This window comes from Deinococcus sp. JMULE3, assembly GCF_013337115.1.
Classification (GTDB): Bacteria; Deinococcota; Deinococci; order Deinococcales; family Deinococcaceae; genus Deinococcus.
In genome coordinates this window covers 78,699-95,598 of record NZ_SGWE01000004.1, presented here as the reverse complement: position 1 = coordinate 95,598, position 16,900 = coordinate 78,699, and the positions used below count along the sequence as shown (strand labels likewise).

The 16,900-nt window shown below is 69.9% G+C and carries 16 protein-coding genes; 6 read left to right on the top strand and 10 right to left on the bottom strand.

Annotation, left to right across the window (positions count from 1 at the left end):
* Nucleotides 1-28 precede the first annotated feature (28 nt).
* From EXW95_RS03300 to EXW95_RS03285, 4 genes are all read left to right on the top strand, one after another.
* Entirely contained in the window at nucleotides 29-520 is a 492-nt protein-coding gene (locus EXW95_RS03300; protein ID WP_174366252.1) for a hypothetical protein, read from the top strand.
* A gap of 363 nt (nucleotides 521-883) precedes the next feature.
* Nucleotides 884-1,654 carry an alpha/beta fold hydrolase gene (locus EXW95_RS03295; protein WP_371809881.1) on the top strand — a complete coding sequence of 257 codons (771 nt, stop codon included), beginning with the start codon at nucleotides 884-886 and terminating at the stop codon, nucleotides 1,652-1,654.
* A 31-nt stretch (nucleotides 1,655-1,685) separates the two neighbouring features.
* Nucleotides 1,686-1,931: a hypothetical protein gene (locus tag EXW95_RS03290; protein WP_174366250.1), complete on the top strand. Its 246-nt coding sequence runs from the start codon at nucleotides 1,686-1,688 to the stop codon at nucleotides 1,929-1,931.
* Between the two features lie 85 nt (nucleotides 1,932-2,016).
* Nucleotides 2,017-3,189 (top strand): acyl-CoA dehydrogenase, encoded by a 1,173-nt coding sequence (locus EXW95_RS03285; protein ID WP_305852124.1) that lies wholly within the window; start codon nucleotides 2,017-2,019, stop codon nucleotides 3,187-3,189.
* Between the two features lie 68 nt (nucleotides 3,190-3,257).
* Here EXW95_RS03285 and EXW95_RS03280 read toward each other — a convergent pair whose 3' ends face one another.
* On the bottom strand, nucleotides 3,258-5,000 hold the full coding sequence (locus tag EXW95_RS03280) for a hypothetical protein (protein ID WP_174366249.1): 1,743 nt from the start codon (nucleotides 4,998-5,000) through the stop codon (nucleotides 3,258-3,260).
* Nucleotides 5,001-5,222: 222 nt separating this feature from the next.
* Between EXW95_RS03280 and EXW95_RS03275 the strand changes: the two genes are divergently transcribed.
* Entirely contained in the window at nucleotides 5,223-6,251 is a 1,029-nt protein-coding gene (locus tag EXW95_RS03275; RefSeq protein WP_174366248.1) for a potassium channel family protein, read from the top strand.
* Nucleotides 6,252-6,663: 412 nt separating this feature from the next.
* On the opposite strand, the gene tpiA is transcribed toward EXW95_RS03275, so the two are convergent.
* The 5 genes from tpiA to EXW95_RS03250 all read right to left on the bottom strand — a co-directional run bounded on the left by tpiA (nucleotide 6,664) and on the right by EXW95_RS03250 (nucleotide 11,481).
* Nucleotides 6,664-7,395 carry a triose-phosphate isomerase gene (gene tpiA / locus EXW95_RS03270; RefSeq protein WP_174366247.1) on the bottom strand — a complete coding sequence of 244 codons (732 nt, stop codon included), beginning with the start codon at nucleotides 7,393-7,395 and terminating at the stop codon, nucleotides 6,664-6,666.
* Between the two features lies 1 nt (nucleotide 7,396).
* Nucleotides 7,397-8,422, bottom strand: a complete 1,026-nt coding sequence (locus tag EXW95_RS03265) for a GNAT family N-acetyltransferase (RefSeq protein ID WP_174366246.1) — start codon at nucleotides 8,420-8,422, stop codon at nucleotides 7,397-7,399.
* 82 nt (nucleotides 8,423-8,504) lie between these two features.
* Nucleotides 8,505-9,677 (bottom strand): phosphoglycerate kinase, encoded by a 1,173-nt coding sequence (gene pgk / locus EXW95_RS03260; RefSeq protein ID WP_174366245.1) that lies wholly within the window; start codon nucleotides 9,675-9,677, stop codon nucleotides 8,505-8,507.
* A 79-nt stretch (nucleotides 9,678-9,756) separates the two neighbouring features.
* Nucleotides 9,757-10,749 (bottom strand): type I glyceraldehyde-3-phosphate dehydrogenase, encoded by a 993-nt coding sequence (gene gap / locus EXW95_RS03255; protein ID WP_174366244.1) that lies wholly within the window; start codon nucleotides 10,747-10,749, stop codon nucleotides 9,757-9,759.
* A 180-nt stretch (nucleotides 10,750-10,929) separates the two neighbouring features.
* Complete coding sequence (locus tag EXW95_RS03250) at nucleotides 10,930-11,481, bottom strand: YceI family protein (RefSeq protein ID WP_174366243.1); 552 nt, start codon at nucleotides 11,479-11,481, stop codon at nucleotides 10,930-10,932.
* Nucleotides 11,482-11,732: 251 nt separating this feature from the next.
* Between EXW95_RS03250 and EXW95_RS03245 the strand changes: the two genes are divergently transcribed.
* Nucleotides 11,733-12,065 (top strand): hypothetical protein, encoded by a 333-nt coding sequence (locus tag EXW95_RS03245; protein WP_174366242.1) that lies wholly within the window; start codon nucleotides 11,733-11,735, stop codon nucleotides 12,063-12,065.
* 548 nt (nucleotides 12,066-12,613) lie between these two features.
* Here EXW95_RS03245 and EXW95_RS03240 read toward each other — a convergent pair.
* The 4 genes from EXW95_RS03240 to EXW95_RS03225 all read right to left on the bottom strand — a co-directional run bounded on the left by EXW95_RS03240 (nucleotide 12,614) and on the right by EXW95_RS03225 (nucleotide 16,889).
* Complete coding sequence (locus tag EXW95_RS03240; protein WP_174366241.1) at nucleotides 12,614-14,902, bottom strand: hypothetical protein; 2,289 nt, start codon at nucleotides 14,900-14,902, stop codon at nucleotides 12,614-12,616.
* Nucleotide 14,903: 1 nt separating this feature from the next.
* Nucleotides 14,904-15,656: a molecular chaperone gene (locus EXW95_RS03235; protein ID WP_174366240.1), complete on the bottom strand. Its 753-nt coding sequence runs from the start codon at nucleotides 15,654-15,656 to the stop codon at nucleotides 14,904-14,906.
* 95 nt (nucleotides 15,657-15,751) lie between these two features.
* A complete protein-coding gene (locus tag EXW95_RS03230; RefSeq protein WP_174366239.1) occupies nucleotides 15,752-16,189 on the bottom strand; it encodes a hypothetical protein in 438 nt (145 codons plus the stop codon).
* A 163-nt stretch (nucleotides 16,190-16,352) separates the two neighbouring features.
* Nucleotides 16,353-16,889: a hypothetical protein gene (locus EXW95_RS03225; RefSeq protein WP_174366238.1), complete on the bottom strand. Its 537-nt coding sequence runs from the start codon at nucleotides 16,887-16,889 to the stop codon at nucleotides 16,353-16,355.
* Nucleotides 16,890-16,900: the final 11 nt, after the last annotated feature.

Here is a 16,900-nt window from a genome sequence, read left to right as displayed (position 1 = left end):
TCTTTTGAGTCGTAAATAGGGGGATTTCATGAAGATATATGCAATTTTGGCAAACTCGAGATCTAGAGCGCCGATACTTCCTCAAGGTACGAAACCCATGACTAGAAAGGCTTCAAAATTTATAGACTGGATAGATGATGAGATTATGTTTGGCGATTTGACCAAACTAGAATTGCCTAAATTTGAAGTTTGCGCTGGATCAGTATTTGACTCTATGCAGATTAGTAGTAAGTACATGGCAGTTAGTCAAAAAATGTCAAAAATTGTCGATAAATACTCTGCTAATCTGACAATGATAGAATGCATTGATTCGGATGAACGTAAGTGGTATCTAATCAAGCCAGTCGCCTGGAATGATTCAAGGGAGGCAATAAAAGAGATCCCTGAGAGTGATTTCAATAACCTGCAATTTGTAAAAAATTACACTGCGACAATATTTTTTGCGCCGGAGTCGTTTGTTCTGGAGTGTAAAAAATCCAGATTGACAGGATTGCAATACATACTCTTAGACAAAATTTAGGCCATTCAATCCGAGCGGGTGCGAGAAGGAAGGAAGCAGGTTCCGGACGTGGAGTTGGCAGCCTGGCGCCCTTCCGGCATGTCAACGCATCAAACGGAATCCGTGCGATTCCACGTCATTCCGAGTGGCCCGGTGGCGCCCTCACCCTCCCGACCACTCTGCTGCGCAGCTCTCCGAGTCCCACCGGTGGAGTGGGGACAGCGGAACGCGACCACGCTGGAAGGACCACGCTGGAAGGAAGTCACCGTGTATCTGTATGAGGGGTGGCGGCGGGCGATTGCGCCTCTGCCCACACGTTTCCGGCGGGGCTTGCCTCACAATTCTGGCCTGATGAGCCCTGACACCGTTCCTGCACCGGGTGCCGTGACCCGCCGTTCCCGCCTGTCGCCCCGGGTGCGGGTGTGGCTGGTGGCGGGTCTGTCCCTGGTCGGCGGGTACGTGATTGCCACGGCCCGGCAGGTGGTGGTCCGGCCGCCGCTGGTGCTCGGGCAGGACGCGGTCAGTGGTCCGCAGAGCCGCGAGGCGCGCGTCACGCTGGAGCAGGCGGGTGGGTCCGTGATTCGTGTCCGGCCCGTGACGGGGGAGGCGGGGACCCTGCTGGTCTTCTATCCGGGGGGGCTGGTGCGTCCGCAGGCGTACGAGTGGCTGGGCCGCGCCCTGGCCGCCCGTGGGGTCGAGACGGTCATCCCGGTGTTCCCGCTGGACCTGGCGGTCACGGCTGCGAACCGCGCGGACGCCCTGATCGCCACGTACGGGGCCGGGAAGCGCGTGGTGATCGCGGGGCATTCGCTGGGCGGCGCGATGGCCGCGCAGTACGCCGCGCGTCACGCGGGTCGGGTGCAGGGCCTGATCCTGATGGCCGCGTACCCCGCCGGGAACGTCAGTCTGAAGGGTCAGTCGCTGCCGGCGCTGTCCCTGCTGGCCGAGCGGGACGCCGTGGCGGATCCGGCTGCGGTGCGTGGTGGCCTGGAGCGTCTGCCGGACGGCGCGACCCTGACGGTCATTCCGGGCGCGGTGCACGCGTTCTTCGGGCGGTACGGTCCGCAGAAGGGCGACGGGGAACCCAGCGTGAGCCGCGCGCAGGCGGAGGGTGACATTCTGAACGCCGTCACGGGGTTCCTGGGTCGCCTGTGACGCGGCGGTTGTGCGGGGTACACTGCGCGGCGTGAATCTGCCCGCCCGTGTCCGCGTCACCCGCCCCCCGCTGCCCCTGGCGCCCGCCCTGAAGACGGCGGCGGCGCGGCTGTGCCCGGACGCGCCGCTGGACGCACTGAGTGGCGCGGCGCTGGCGATCGCGGGTGGCGCGGTGATCGGCGCGCACCTGCGCTGGCAGGGGGGCGAGGCGGCAACTGTGGAGACCGGCTGGCGTGGGCGCGGCATCGAGGAGGCCCTGGCGGCCGCGCTGACCTGATCAGCTCGGCCTGATCTCCCTGGCCTGATCCCTGTGGCCCGATCGGCCTGGACGCCGCCTAACGGTCGTTTGGTAGCCTGGGGATATGACCGTCACCGAAGCCGACCACGGCATGTCCTTCGCGCTGAGCAGCGACCAGCGCCTGATCGTCGAGCACGTCCGCGACTACGCCCGAGCCGAGATCGCCCCGCTGGCCGCGCAGTTCGACCGCAGCGGCGACTACCCCCGCGAGCAGCTGCGCGGCCTCGCCGACCTGGGCCTGATGGGCGCCACCGTCCCCGAAGCGTGGGGCGGCGCGGGCCTGGACTCCGTCACGTACGCCCTGTGCCTGGAGGAAGTCGCCGCCGCCGACGCCAGTGTCGCCGTGATCGTCAGCGTGCAGAACGGCCTGCCCGAGCAGATGATCCTCCGCTACGGCAGCGACGCGCAGCGGGACCGCTACCTGCGCCCCCTGGCTGCCGGGCAGCACATCGGCGCGTTCTGCCTGACCGAGAGCGGCGCGGGCAGCGACGCCGCCAGCCTGCGCCTGCAGGCCACCCGCGACGGGGACGACTGGGTGCTGAACGGCACGAAAGCCTGGATCACCAGCGGCGGTCAGGCGGACACGTACCTCGTCATGGCCCGCACCGGCTCTCAAGGCGCGCGCGGCGTGTCCTGCTTCATCGTCGAAAACGGAACGCCGGGCCTGAGCTTCGGGAAGCCCGAGGAGAAACTCGGCCTGCACGCCAGCCACACGACCACCGTCACCTTCGACGGGGTGCGCGTTCCGCAGGCGAACATGGTCGGCGAGGAAGGCCAGGGCCTGATCATCGCGCTGTCCAGCCTGGACGCGGGCCGCATCGGGATCGCCATGCAGGCCCTCGGGATCGCGCGGGCCGCGATGGAACACGCCACCCGCTATGCGGCCGAACGCGAGCAGTTCGGCAAGCCCCTGCGGGAATTCGAGGGCGTGTCCTTCAAGATCGCCCGCATGGCCGCCCGCATCGAGAGCGCCCGTCTGGTCGCGCTGAAGGCCGCCTGGCTGAAGGACCAGGGGCGCCCGTACGGCAAGGAGGCCAGCATCGCCAAGCTGCTCGCCAGCGAGGCCGCCGTGGACGTCACGCGTGACGCCATCCAGATCTTCGGGGGGAACGGCTACAGCCGCGAGTACCCCGTCGAGCGTCTGTACCGCGACGCGAAGGTCACCGAGATCTACGAGGGCACCAGCGAGATCCAGCAACTCGTGATCAGCCGCGCGGTCTTTGGCGAACTGACCTGAACCCTGGCGGCAGAGGGGCGCCCGACGGTTGCAGCGGGCGCCCCCTCTGCCCCGTCCCCTGCTGCCCGTCACTGCCGGGTGTACGACCGGTCGCCCAGGTACAGGTGTGTCTTCGACCGGTCCCAGAAGAACGCCACGGTGCGGGTCACGGTCCCCGCCCGGTCCCGCAGTTCCAGCGTGTACCCGTCGAAACGGTACGTGCCGCTGCGCGTGGGGTCACTGGCGACCGCCGCGCCGGTCGTCTGCGTGGCGCCGGTATTCAGGTTCCCGTACACGGCGCTTCCGCCGCGCAGGGTGTACGTGCCGTCCGGCCGGAACGAGTACGTCACGCGGGTGGTGGCGGTCGCGCCGGACATCAGCGTGCCCGAGGTGTACGCCGAGAAGAACTCGAAGTCGCCGCTCAGCCGCTCGGGCGAGGCGCCAGGGACGGCCAGGGTGCCGGGCAGCGCCGCCCAGGTTGCGCCGCGTTTCACCTCCAGCGCCGCGCCCCGGCGCCGCCACTGTCCCCACATCGTCGGTTCGCCCTTCACCGACGCGGCCACGTTCAGGTCGGTGGGGGTCCAGCGCAGGTTGAAGTATGCCCGGCCGTCCTTCAGCAGCAGGACCACCGACTCCTCGCCCAGCACGTTGATCCCGTCGGAGCGGGTGGCGTACCCGTGGACGATCCCCTCGATCTGCGCGGCCTTCAGACCCTGCCCCGGCGCCGCGCGGTAGAGGTTGAAGATCCGCGCCTCCTCCGCCCGCGCGCGCCGCTCCTGCTCGACCGGGGACACGCCGACCGGCGCGCCCGCCGGGGTGCAGACCGTCTGGGTGGTGTCGGCCTGCGCCCCGTACGCCTGCTGCCCGTACAGCAGTCGCCGCCCACTGCGGTCCGTGACCGCCCGGAAGAAGTTGAACAGCGTGACCTTCCGGATCAGGCTGTCGTACGACCCGGACTGCACGATCAGGTCGTCCAGCAGGTCACTGTCCCGGTCCCCCCTGACCCTCAGGGTGCCCGACGCCCGGTCGTACGTGTACGTGCCGGTCTGCACCTTCAGGTCGTACGCGGCCCCGCTGCGCGGACGGACGCTGCCCTGCGCCACCCGCACACCGCCGTCCCCGTACAGGTTCAGGGTGTACCGGTACTCCGCGACTGTCACGCTGTCCTCGTCGGTGTCCTCCCGCACGCAGCGGAACGCGCCGGGACCCAGCGGGCCGCCCGCCGTGAACGGCGCCTGACCCCCGGCCGCCCCCAGCACCTTCAGGACGAACGCGCGGTTGAACGGCGAGAAGTTCGTGCCGGTGATGAACGGCCCGCCGTCCCCCACCTGGGCATGGGGCGCGGCGGGCTGCGCGGGTGCTGTGGTCACCGGGGTGCCCTGGCGCAGAGCAGCGGTGCGCGCATACTCCGCCGGGTACAGCTGCGCGAGGTTCGCGTATGTGCCGAGCTGCGCCCGGATGGCGCGGCAGTCGTCACGCGGCGAGGCGCTGCCCGTGTCCAGCGCCGCCTCGGTCTGCGCGCGGCGCTCCCCGGCCAGGGCCCGCAGCCGGGGCAGGACCTCCGGCGCGGCGGCCTTCAGGTACGCCTCCAGCTGCGGCACGCCCGACGCCACCTGCCACGCCGCGAACCCCTGCTCGATCACCGCGCGGTCCCCTGGCGCGCGGCTCAGGCACCAGTCGCGGATGGTGCCGCCCACCTGAGCCGCGCCGTACAGCACGGCCGCCGCCTGGATCAGTTCCGGGTCGGGGGGCGCGGCGGCCGCGCGGGCCTGACCCAGGCCGGACAGGGCCAGCGCGAGAACGACGGGAAGCACGGCAGGGGAGACAGGCATACGGACCTCACACGGCAGCAGTCGGTGATCATGAGGGGGCCCCGGACGGACGCCGACCCGGGCAGACTCGCCGGGGCGCGGCGGCGCGCGTTCCCCAGACACCGTGGACGATGGGACGTGACCGAACTGAACTCCGGGTCACTGTACCAGCCCGGGAACCGTGAAGGGTCATCCACGTTCACGGCATCCCGCCGCGCGGCGCGGCCCGCGAGAATGCCCCTCATGCTCAGGTCCATTCTCTGGCTGCCCGGCGCGCTGATGGTCGTGGCGGTGCTGCTCGACCTGATCATCACGTGCATCCAGACCGGCGAGGGCCGCCTGAGCCGCGCCATCCACCGCCCGCTGTACGGCCTGCTGCGCCGCGCCGCGCAGCACTCCGGACGGCGCGCGCTGCTGTCCTGGGCGACGCCGCTGATCATCACCGGCACCCTCACCGCGTGGACGCTGCTCACCTGGATCGGCTGGACCCTGATCTTCTGGTCGCAGCCCGGTGCGCTGGTCGGCGCGGACAGCGGGCAGCCCGCCACGTTCATCGCGTGCTTCTACTTCGTGGGCTACACCATCAGCACGCTGGGCCTCGGCGAGATCATCGCCCCGCTGCCCTTCTGGCGCGTCATGACCGACGTGGCCGCCATCAACGGGTTCTTCCTCCTGACCTTCGCGATCACGTTCGTCGTGCCGGTCGCGCAGGCCCGGTCCGAGCGGCGCGAGCTGGCGCTGCTGCTGCACCGCGCAGGCCCCGGCGCGCAGGCGCTGATCGTGAACGCCGTGCAGGACCACGACCGGGGCCTGTCCAGCCTCACGGGGGACCTGCAACCCCTCCTGAACCGTCTGGACTCCGCGCACCTGAACTCCCCGTACCTGCACCGCTTCCACGACCATGACCGGCAGGACGCGCTGGACCTGCACCTGCCTGCGCTCGGCGAGGCGCTGCTGATCATCCAGGGTGCGCTGGCAGGGGAGTGCCCACGCGGCCTGAAACGTGCCCTGGCGAGCGTGGACAGCCTGAGCCGCACCTTCGAGCGCACCCAGGCCCGCCACCCCCTCCTGAAAGGCGCCGGGGTGCCCCCGCAGCCGGACCTGACGCCGCTGCGGGAGGCCGGGCTGCCCCTGAACGCCCCGGAGGTCTTCCGCGAATATCTGCACAGCCACGCCGCCCTGCGTGCCCGCCTGCACGCCATGGCCCGCGCCGGAGCGTGGCGCTGGGATCAGGTGGCGACGCCCGAAGTGGACGAACGTCCAACCGATTGAGCGGCAGACGGTCCTGAAGCCGAAAACGGAGTGCAGTGACGCGGAGGGGCTTGCTCAAGGGACGTGATCTTCCGCTTCGCTCCGCAGCTCTACGAGTCCCAGAGGGGGAGAGGGGACAACGCAACGAAGTCACGTTGCAGGCAGGTCACTCCAATCCCGCATAAAACGGGCAGAGCGAGAGGCCGGAAGTGCCTGCGAGACGATGAAGCAGGGTCCCGATGGTTGCTCGGGGAATTCGGGCGGGCCAGTCGATGGGGGGCAGAGTCAAGGTGCTCCTCGCGCATTCATTCGGAACGAGCAGTGAGAGAATGGGAGCTACATAGAACAATTCTTTCACGCAATGGATTAATCGTGAAACTATTCACTTAGTAGGAATAGGGAGTGGCCCACCCCGGAGGGCAGGCCATCAGCGTCACTTCAGCGCGTCGTTCATGCCCAGCACGTCCGCGACCTTCAGACTTGCGCCGCCCACCAGGGCGCCGTTCACGTTCGGTTTCGCGCAGATGCTGGCGATGTTGTCCGGCTTCACGCTCCCGCCGTACAGCACGCGGATGCCCGCGGCCGCGTCACCGTACCGTTCCTGCAGCGCCCCGCGGATCGCGGCGGCGAGTTCCTCGGCGTCGTCGGCGGTGGCGGTCTTCCCGGTGCCGATCGCCCAGACGGGTTCGTACGCGACGACCACGTCGGTGCCCACGCCCTCCAGGCTGCCCGCCAGCTGCGCCAGCGTGAACGGCACGTGCTCACCTGCCTCGCGCACATCGAGCTTCTCGCCGACGCACACGATGGGCGTCAGGCCGTTCGCCTGCGCCTGACGCGCCTTGGCCGCCACGACCGCGTCCGTCTCGCCGTGGTAGTCGCGGCGCTCGCTGTGACCCACGACGGCGTAGGTCGCGCCGACGTCCTTGAGCATCGCGGCGCTGATCTCGCCGGTGTACGCGCCGGACTCGTGCGCGGACACGTCCTGCCCGCCGAAGCCCACGCCGGTGGGGAGGTTAGCGGCCAGCGCGCTCAGGGTGATCGCGGGGGCCATGACGGCCAGTTCCGCCTGCCCGGCCTCGAGTTTCTCACCGAGTTCCTGCGCCCAGGCGCGGGCCTCGGTGGGGGTCTTGTTCATCTTCCAGTTCAGTGCCAGCAGGTTCTTCATTTCAGTTCCTTTCAAGTCCGGACAGCACGTCCGTCACGGCGCCCTGCCACACGGTGGACGCCATGAACGGGCGGAAGCCCAGGTCGGTGTTGATCTTCAGCATGGGGCCGTTGCTGTCCGCGTTCTGCGTGCGGATCTCGGTCGCGTGCGGGTTGAGCCGCTGGACCTCGCGGACGTTCGCGGCCTTCAGCCAGCGGCCCAGCTGGTGTCCACGGTGCGCGGGCAGCACCCCGGTGTTCCCCTGACTGACGATGCCGGGTTGCGCGGGCCGCCACGATACGTCCGTCAGGCCCGCCAGCGTCCCGTCGGGCGCGCGGACGACCGCCACGACCGCCACCCGGCCCCCGGCGCGGGTCAGGGTCTCCATCGAGCGGACCTCCTCGGGGGTGGTGCGGTGGTCCTCGACGTCCAGGTCGTCGCGCGGGGCGCTGTTCATGACGTTCAGCAGCTCCGCGTACGCGTCCAGGTCCGCTTCCGGCACGCCGTCCGTCCAGACGTCCAGCGTGTACCCGTCGTCCGGGCGGGTCGTCCACGCGTCCAGCAGGCCGTCCGGGATGTCCGTCAGCAGCAGGCGGTTCACGTGGTTGCTCAGGCCCGGCTGGAACCCGGCGCGACGAGCGAAGGCCTCCCCGGCGGGCACGCGGTCGTTCGTCTGCGAGAGCAGCAGCGTCCGCCCGCGAGCCTGCATTGAGCGCGCCGCGTGGCCCATCAGCGTCCGGCCCAGCCCGCGACCCCGCATGGCAGGGGAGACCATGAGCTCCAGTTCGGCCAGATGCCCGTTCTCCCCGACCGTGAACGCCTGCGTGCGCGCGTGCGCGACGATCGTCCCGCCGTCCTCGACCGTCCAGAAATCCAGTTCCAGGATGGGCGGCAGGTGCTGCATCTGCCCCCACACGTTCGCCGGGTCCGTGGGTGGGTCGTCCGGGTGGGACTCGGCCCGCAGGCGGTTCAGGTGCGCCACGAGCGCCCGCGCGAACTCCTCGGTCAGGGCGGTGTGATCGCGGTGCTGGACGTCGGTGGTGGTCATGTCGGCTCCCAGCATGTCACGGGCGGCCGCGGCGACACGCCGCAGGTGAGCAGGGAGGCGCGGCGGCCGCCCCGGTGCGGATTTACTTCATCGCCTCGACGCCGGGCAGGGCCTTGCCTTCCAGCAGTTCCAGGCTGGCGCCGCCGCCGGTGCTGATGTGGTCGATCTGGTCGGCCTTGCCGCTCCTGTTGATCGCGCTGACGGAGTCCCCGCCGCCCACGACGGTGTACGCCTGGTTCTTCAGGCTGCCCACGGCGGCCGCGACGGCGTTCGTGCCGCCCGCGAACTTCGCGAACTCGAACACGCCCAGCGGACCGTTCCAGAACACGGTCTTCGCGCCCTTCAGCGCCTCGCTGTACAGCGTGACCGTCTCGGGGCCCGCGTCCAGGCCCTGCCAGCCGTCAGGAATGGCGTTGCTGGCGACCACCTGGGTGTTCGCGTCGGCGCTGAACGCGTCAGCGGCGATCACGTCCACGGGCAGCATGATCTTGTCGCCGTACTCGCGCAGCAGTCGCGCCGCGAGGTCGAGCTGGTCGTCCTCGTGGATGCTGTCGCCGATCTTCCCGCCCTGCGACTTGATGAACGTGTACGCCATGCCGCCGCCGATCAGCAGCTTGTCCACGCGGGGCAGCAGGTTCTCGATGACCTTGATCTTGTCGCTGACCTTCGCGCCGCCGATGATCACCACGTACGGCCGTTCGGCGCCGTCGAGCAGCTTGCCCAGCGCGTCCACCTCGGTCTGCAGCAGCGTGCCCGCCGCGTGGGGCAGCTGCGCCGCCACGCCACTGACTGACGAGTGCGCGCGGTGGGCGCTGCCGAAGGCGTCCAGCACGAACGCGTCGCCCAGGCGGGCCAGCCTGCCGTTCAGGCCCTCTTCGTTCTTCTCCTCGCCCGCGCTGAAGCGCACGTTCTCCAGCAGCGCCACCGCGCCCTCGGGCAGGGCCTGCACGGCGGCCAGGGTCTCGTCACTGTCGGCGGTTCCCGCGATGAACGTCACAGGGCGGCCCAGCACCTTCTCCAGCACGGGCGCGACCGGCTTCAGGCTGTACTTCTCCTCGGGGCCGTTCTTCGGGCGGCCGAAGTGGCTCATCAGGATCACGTTGCGCGCGCCGGCCTCCAGCAGCGCGCTGATGGTGGGGAGGCTGGCGGTGACGCGCGTGTCGTCCTGCACCACGCCGTCCTTGACGGGAACGTTGTAATCCACGCGCACCAGCACGCGCTTGCCCTGCACATCCAGCTGACTGAGGTTCTGCATGTCGTCTCTCCGGGGAAAAAGGTGATGGTTGACAGAGGATGGACGGGCCACCGCTCTGTCAACCATCAGGGGTGGGCGATCAGCCTTTCTGCTGGACCAGCTGGGTCAGGTCGGCGATGCGGTTGCTGTAGCCCCACTCGTTGTCGTACCAGCTGAAGAACTTCACGAGGCTGCCCATGGCCATGGTCAGGCCGCCGTCGATGATCGCGCTGTGCGGGTCGCCGACGATGTCCTGCAGCACGATGGGGTCTTCCGTGTAGCTGATGATGCCCTTGTGGCTGCCCTCGGCGGCCTTGCGGAACACGTCGTTGACTTCCTCGGCGGTCACGTCGCGGCCCAGGATGACGACCACGTCGCTGATGCTGCCGACCGGGGTGGGCACGCGCAGGCTGGTGCCGTCGAACTTGCCCTTCAGCGCGGGGTACACCTGGGACACGGCCTTGGCGGCGCCGGTGCTGGTGGGAATGATGTTCACGGCGGCGGCGCGGGCGCGGCGCAGGTCGCTGTGCGGCAGGTCCAGGACGCGCTGGTCGTTCGTGTAGCTGTGCACGGTGGTCATGATGGCCTTCTCGATGCCGAAGGCTTCATCGAGGAGTTTCATGGGCGCGCCGAGGCTGTTGGTGGTGCAGCTGGCGTTGCTGATGATGTGGTGCTTGGCGGGGTCGTAGTCCTGCTCGTTGACGCCCAGGACGATGCTGATGTCCTCGTTCTTGGCGGGCGCGGTGATGATGACCTTCTTCGCGCCGCCCTCGATGTGCTTGCCGGCGCCCTCGCGGGTGGTGAAGATGCCGGTGGATTCGATGACGATGTCCACGCCCATCTCGCCCCACTTGATGGCGGCGGGGTCGCGTTCGGCGAGCGCGTGGATCTTCTTGCCGTTCACGGTCAGGGACGCGTCGTCGTACTCGACGGTGCCGTCGAACTTACCGGCGGTGCTGTCGTACTTCAGAAGGGTGGCGAGCGTCTTGTTGTCGGTCAGGTCGTTGATGGCGACCACTTCAACGCCGCGAGCTTCCAGAACACGGAACACCAGACGGCCGATGCGGCCGAAGCCGTTAATCCCTACTTTCATGCTGTGCCTCCAGTCGTGAGGGCCGCCCCCAGTGCTGGGGCGGGTGACCTCGCATGTCGCAGTGTAACGCGGGTCTCACGATCCTCTGTTCGTGTCACCTGTACACCAAGCGCTTCGTGTACCCGGTCCAAAAAAAGGGGGGGCCGGAGCCACCCCGTCGTCAACGGTCTGCAGCAGACCTCAACCCGCATTCAGCACGAACGCCACGTCCACCGTCACCGAATCGCTACTCCCCGGGTAACGCACGTCGAAATCGAAGGGATTGAACTTGAACTGCGTGCTCACGTTCACCTTCCCGCCCTGCAACGTCGCCTTGACCGGCACACTGACAGTCTTCGACGTGCCCTTCACCGTCAGGGTGCCGGACGCTGTGGTGGACAGCGTCTGACCCTCCACGAGCTTCCCGCCGGTCAGTTTCTCCAGTTTGAACGTCGCGTTCGGGAACTTCGCGGTGTTCAGCGCCTCAGCGCCCTTGGCGTGCGTGTCGCGCAGGCCGATCCCGGTCTTGAGGTTCACCACGGGGACCGTCACGCTGCCGGTCGTCGCCGCGAGATTCGTCGGGTCCAGGCTCACGCTGGCCGTCACCCCCGCAATGGTGCCCCGCACCGGGATGAAGCGCACCGTGTGCGTGAACGTCGCTGAGCCGTCCCTCGCCGCGTACGCCGCCGCCACCGCCGGAGCCCCAGTCAACAGCGCCGCGCCTGCCAGTCCCACCACCAGATGTCCTTTCATGCCCTGATGGTGCGGCACGAGGGTGAATACCTGGTGAAACGACCATTTCGACCGGCCCTCCACTGCACCACGAACGGCCCCCGCCCCGCGCCCAGTCGCTCGGCAGCGCCCTTCCCCTGCGTGACACCAGCTGACCCGAGTGTCAGAAACCGCACTTCATGTCGTCCTCCCGCAAGGAACGCGCACGACCCCCCTCCGTACGCTGCCCCTACACCGGCCCACTACAGGTGCGCCGCCAGGAGGACCCTCACATGACCCGAACCCGCACCACCCTGACCCTGCTCGCCGCACTCCTGACCACCGCCACCGCCGCCCAGGTCAGCATCCCCATCCGCGTCACCGTCCGCGCCGCATGCGAAGTCAGCCGCGTGGACGAGCAGACCCTCGCCCTGCGCTGCACGAAGGACTTCAGCCCCACCGACCCCCGCACCCTGCCCGAACTGTCCGGCCGCCTCCCCGGCGGCGAGTGGCGCCTGAACGCCACCAGCGAAGACCCAAGCGGCGGCACCCTGAACGTCTACACCCGCGTGCCCACCGCAGGCACCGGCAGCGCCGCCGACAGCGCCGAACTCATCTACTACTGATACGGGATTAAATTGACTTGCTTCCAACGTGATTGCCTTCCGTTGTCCCCTCTCCCCCTGTGGGAGAGGGAGGGACTCGCAGAGCTGCGCAGCAGTGGAGCGAAGCGACGGAAGGGTGAGGGGGCCACCGGGCGACTCCGGATGATTTGGAATCACTTGAATCCCGTATGAGACGGACTCCGATTGAATAGCTTGCAAAGCTGTTCAATCCGAGCAGACTCGTGGAGCTGCACAGCAGAGCGAGTGGGAAAGGTAACGGAACCCGTATGAGCAATGATGCGGACACTGTTCGGGCGCCAGGGGGGACAAGCATGGAAAACGTCTTCTGTAACGCCATTCCTGTTCACCCCCTCCCAGCCTCCTCCCTCAAGGGGGAGGGGTAAACGCTGCGTGTTCATGGTTGGTCTGCCCTGAAGTGATGAACCTGTCCGCACCATTGATGAGATAGGCGCCCGGCCTGGTCCGCCACGGGGCAGCGGTTCAACGCCGAGCCGAGCGAGCCCCCTCGTCGACATTCCCGTGAGAACCCGCGCCCCGACCTCTCCCGGTCAGGGCGTGACCCCGGCCGGGCAGTGGACCTCCGCAGCGCCCGGTGCGATATCCAGCGTGCACAGCACCTCTCCCGTCGCGGCGCGCACCTCGGCCCGGACCGGCCCGGTCTGCGCGGGGAACAGGCCGTAGCCCTCGTCGTCGAGCAGGACCGTCCCGCTGCCCGGCGTCCCACTGCCAACCGTTCCGCTGTCCACCGTGACGCTGCCCTCCGCGACGGGCTGACCGTCCGCGCCGCGCACCTGCACCCAGCGCAGCACCCGGAAGTTCGACCGCCAGTCGAGTTCCAGCAGGCCCGCCTGGGGCGGCACGATCACGCGGCGGTCCGTGCCGACCTGCACGCCGAACGGCGCGTCCCGCAGGTCCACGCGGACCTCGGTCGTCTCGCCGGGCGTGAAACCGCTCAGGAGGATGCTGCCCGAGGCGTCCGTGCGGCCCACGAACGCCCCACCCAGGATGATGCTCAGGCCCGGCACGCCCGTCTGCAGCAGCACGGCCCGCTGCCCGAGGGTCGCCTGGGCGCTCAGGCCGCCGGGGAGAACCACCACGGCGCCCTGCACCCGCGCCTGGGCGCCACGCAGACCGACCTGCCCGGACGCCGTGACGCGCCCCACGTGACTGCCCCCCACCGTCAGGTCGTCCCGCGTGACGTTCGCCGTCACGCGGTTCGCGGGGTCCACCTGAAACGCCGCGCCCGCCCCGCCCTGCCACGCGACCGGGCTGGTCGTGCCGTCCGGCGCTGCCGGGGCCTGCGCCGCGCGGACCCCGGCGGTCAGGTCCCAGCGGGCGGTCGGGCGGTACCCGCCGGACAGCCCCAGGCGCCACCCGCCGGGTTGCGCCGCCGCACTGAACGTCACGTTCCCGACTGTCCCGAAAGCGCGGGTCGCGCTGCCCTCCACCGTCCATGCGTCCCGCCGCAGGGCCGTGCGGGCCGAGACGCTCAGCGTCCACGGGTCCAGGTTCGCGTTCAGCGCCGCGCCCAGCTGCGTGTCCTGCCACGCGCCGAAAGGCAGGACCGTGAACGCCGACACCCGCGCCGCGCCCAGTTGCGTCTCGCCGCGCAGGCCCAGCGTCGTCACGGTCGTCCGCGCGCCGCCCTGCACCTGCGAACTGACCTGCACGCTGGCCTGCACGCCCCCACGCGCGTCAGAGCGGGACACGCGCACCCCGGCGCTCAGTGTCCCGTCCAGCCCCGCGCCGCCCGAGGCACCCACCCGCCACCCGCGCCCCAGGCCGTACTCGCCGCGCAGGTCCGCGCCCCACGCGCCCCGCGTGACCCCGGCCCGCGCCGCCGCGAGGTACGCGCCGCGCGGCAGCGGGTCCGGGTCGGCGTCCAGCACCCACTCCTGCACGCGCACGCCCGTCTCGTCGGTCACCTCGACCTGCAGCGTCGCGGCGCTGCCCGCCGGGTGCGGAATGTCCGTCAGGCGCAGCACGCCCGGCCCGGCGCGGCGCGCGGCGACCTCCACCCCGTCCAGGAACACCCGCACGTCCGCTTCCAGCGGCAATTCCACGCGCCGTTCGGGGTCGAGCAGCGTGAACCCCCCCTGCGCCGCGACGCCCACCCCGCGGAAGTCGCTGCCGCTCAGGCCGGGGCTGCCTTCCAGCGGCTGCGCGTTCCACGCCGCGCCGACACTGACCCGGTCCGTCACGCTGAGCGCCACCTGCGCGCGCGGCTGCGCCTGCCACGACCCGTCCGTCCGTTCGAGCAGCGCCCCGACCGATCCGCTCCACGCGCCGGCCGCGCCCGCGAGGTCCGCGTTCACGCTCGCGGCCAGCGTCGCCGGGGCGTCGCCGCGCAGCGCGTACGTCGCCTGCGCGTCCACGCCGTACTCGACGCCCCACACCGGCTGCCCGCGAGGGGCCGTGGTCGTCGCCACGCCCGCGAGGTTCAGCGTGTCCCCCTGCAGGCGGTCCAGGCGGGGCCGGATCAGCAGGCGCTGCCGGGGCTGATCGTACGAGACGGTCACCTGACTGGACAGCCGCACGAACGGCAACCCGTCGCAGGTGACCGTCCCCGCGACGTACCCGCCCTCGGCGCCGCGCAGCACGTCGGGCGGCACGAGCGACGCCGTCACGTCCGGACTGAGCCGCACCGCGACCGCGCCGCGCGGCGCGCCGCCCACCACGACCTCCAGCAGGGCCTCCGTGGCGCCGCACTCCGGCGGGTCCGGCAGGGTCTGCGCCAGGGCGCCGGACAGCAGCCCCCCCGCAAGCAGCGCCCCCGACAGGGCCGCCGCCCGACCCCGGAACCTCTGCCGCCCGAACCCGCGCCGCGCCGCGCCCATCTCAGGGCACCCGGACGGTCACGCGGGCCGGGCGGGCGTCCGCGTTCAGGAACTCCAGGGTCAGCTCGCCGCTCGCGGCGCCCAGGCCCGGCAGGGTCAGCGTGACCGCCGCGCCGCCCAGCACGGCCATGCTGCTCAGGTCCACCCGCGCGCCGCCGCGTGAGGCGCGCAGGGCGTTGAAGGTCTCGTGGCGCGTGCCGCTGTTCGCCACGCGCAGGATCAGGTCGTTGCCCTGCCGCTGGGCGTCGTACGTCATGCGGGCCGCGGCGCCGGGCGGCGCGACGTACACCGGCAGCGAGAACGTCGTCGGGAGGTCCAGGCGCACGTCGATCCCGTCCGCCGCGACGGTCGTCTGCGGCACGCTCGACCCGTACGGCACCTGCTGCACGAACAGCCGGTACGCGACCTCGGCCGCGCCGGGCTTCTTGCGCAGCCCGACCCGCACGACCTGCGACGCGCCGCCCGGCAGGATGAACTCCGCCGGGTTGACGAGCAGGTCGCGGGTGTCGGCCAGGACCATGCGGCCGTCCTCGACCCGCCACGCGCGGGCCGTCACCGTGAACTTCGCCGCGACCCGCGTGGTGTTCAGCATGGTCGTCTGGGTGCTCAGGGACCGCGTCGGGTCGAGGTTCAGCGCGGTGGGCGTGAACCCGAACCCCTGCGCTCCAGCCAGCGCCGTCAGGGTCAGGGCCAGCAGCGCGCGGCCCGCGCGTCTCGTGCGGATTCCGTCGGTTTCGTTGACCGATCGGTACACCACCGACCGGTCAATTCCACGTCCGGAACCCGGTTCTCTTCTGCTCTTTTCGCTCGGCTTGAATGGCCCTGTCAGCCATTCAACCGGAGTCCGTCTCACGGCGTCTCCTGTCGTTCGTTCACCACGGTGACCTCCAGCGCGGCGCGGTACGTGCCGCCCGCCACCCACTGCCCGGCGAGAATGTTCAGCGGGAAGTGCACGACCTGCGTGCCGCTCCGCCACGGCTGGCCTGCCTGCGTCACGCCCGCCACGAGGGTCCCGCCCGGTCCCTGCAGCCGGAGCGTGTCGCCGCCCTGCCCGATCGGACCCAGGTCGAGGCGAAACCGGTCGTCCGGCCGGTCGCAGCTGACCCGGACGCTGAGGGTCGCCCGGACGCCGCGCAGCGCGTCGTACCCGTCCAGGTCCAGGCTGGCACTCACGGGCAGGCACGCCAGCAGGCCCGCGTGCAGGCCCAGTCCGGCCCGCGCCGCGCCGCGTCCCTGCCCCCGGCCGGACGGTCGGGCGGCGATCGGTCGAGGTGGTTTCCGGTTCATGGGGCCTCCAGACGGGTTGGACTGGGCGGGCTGGGTATGGGCCGAGGACACCCGGCGCGGCGGATGTCCTCGGATTGATCAGCGGCGTGCCTTCACGACTGGCCTGCCGGCGTGCTCACCGTCCGGCCCTGTGTGAACTGGCGACGTGCGAGTGGGAGGAGCGTCAGTTGTAGGACACCGTGATCGCCATCGTGCCGGTGTACGTCCCGGCGGGCACGCCCCACTGGCCGTCCGGGGCGGTCAGTTTCAGCCACCCGGCGTAGCGGTCGGGGGTCACGGCGCTGCTCGACGGGTTGGTGTTGATCCGCACCTTCCACTTGGCCTTCAGCGGCACCGCGCCGCTGCCCTGCAGGTAGATCAGGCCGTCGAAGGTGCTGTTGACGTTGTTCGGCAGGGCAGTCGGGGCGAGGCTGTCCGAGCCGCCGCCGGACGCCGCGATGCCCAGCGTGATGGCGGTCCCGGCCGTGCAGTGGATCTTCAGGACCGGCGTCTCGGCGCCGCCCCCGTCGCCGTCCAGGGCGTTGTACGCGAAGGCGGGGTACGCGGCGGGACCGTCGACGTTCATGCCGTTGAGGTTCTCGTCGCCCATGGCGCACACGTTCGAGACCTCCACGGCCGGGTGGAGCGTGACGGACGCTCCCTGTTGGGCCTGGACGATGCCGGGGTTCAGGGCGGCGAGCAGCAGCGCGGTTCTCTTCATGACCTTCCTCC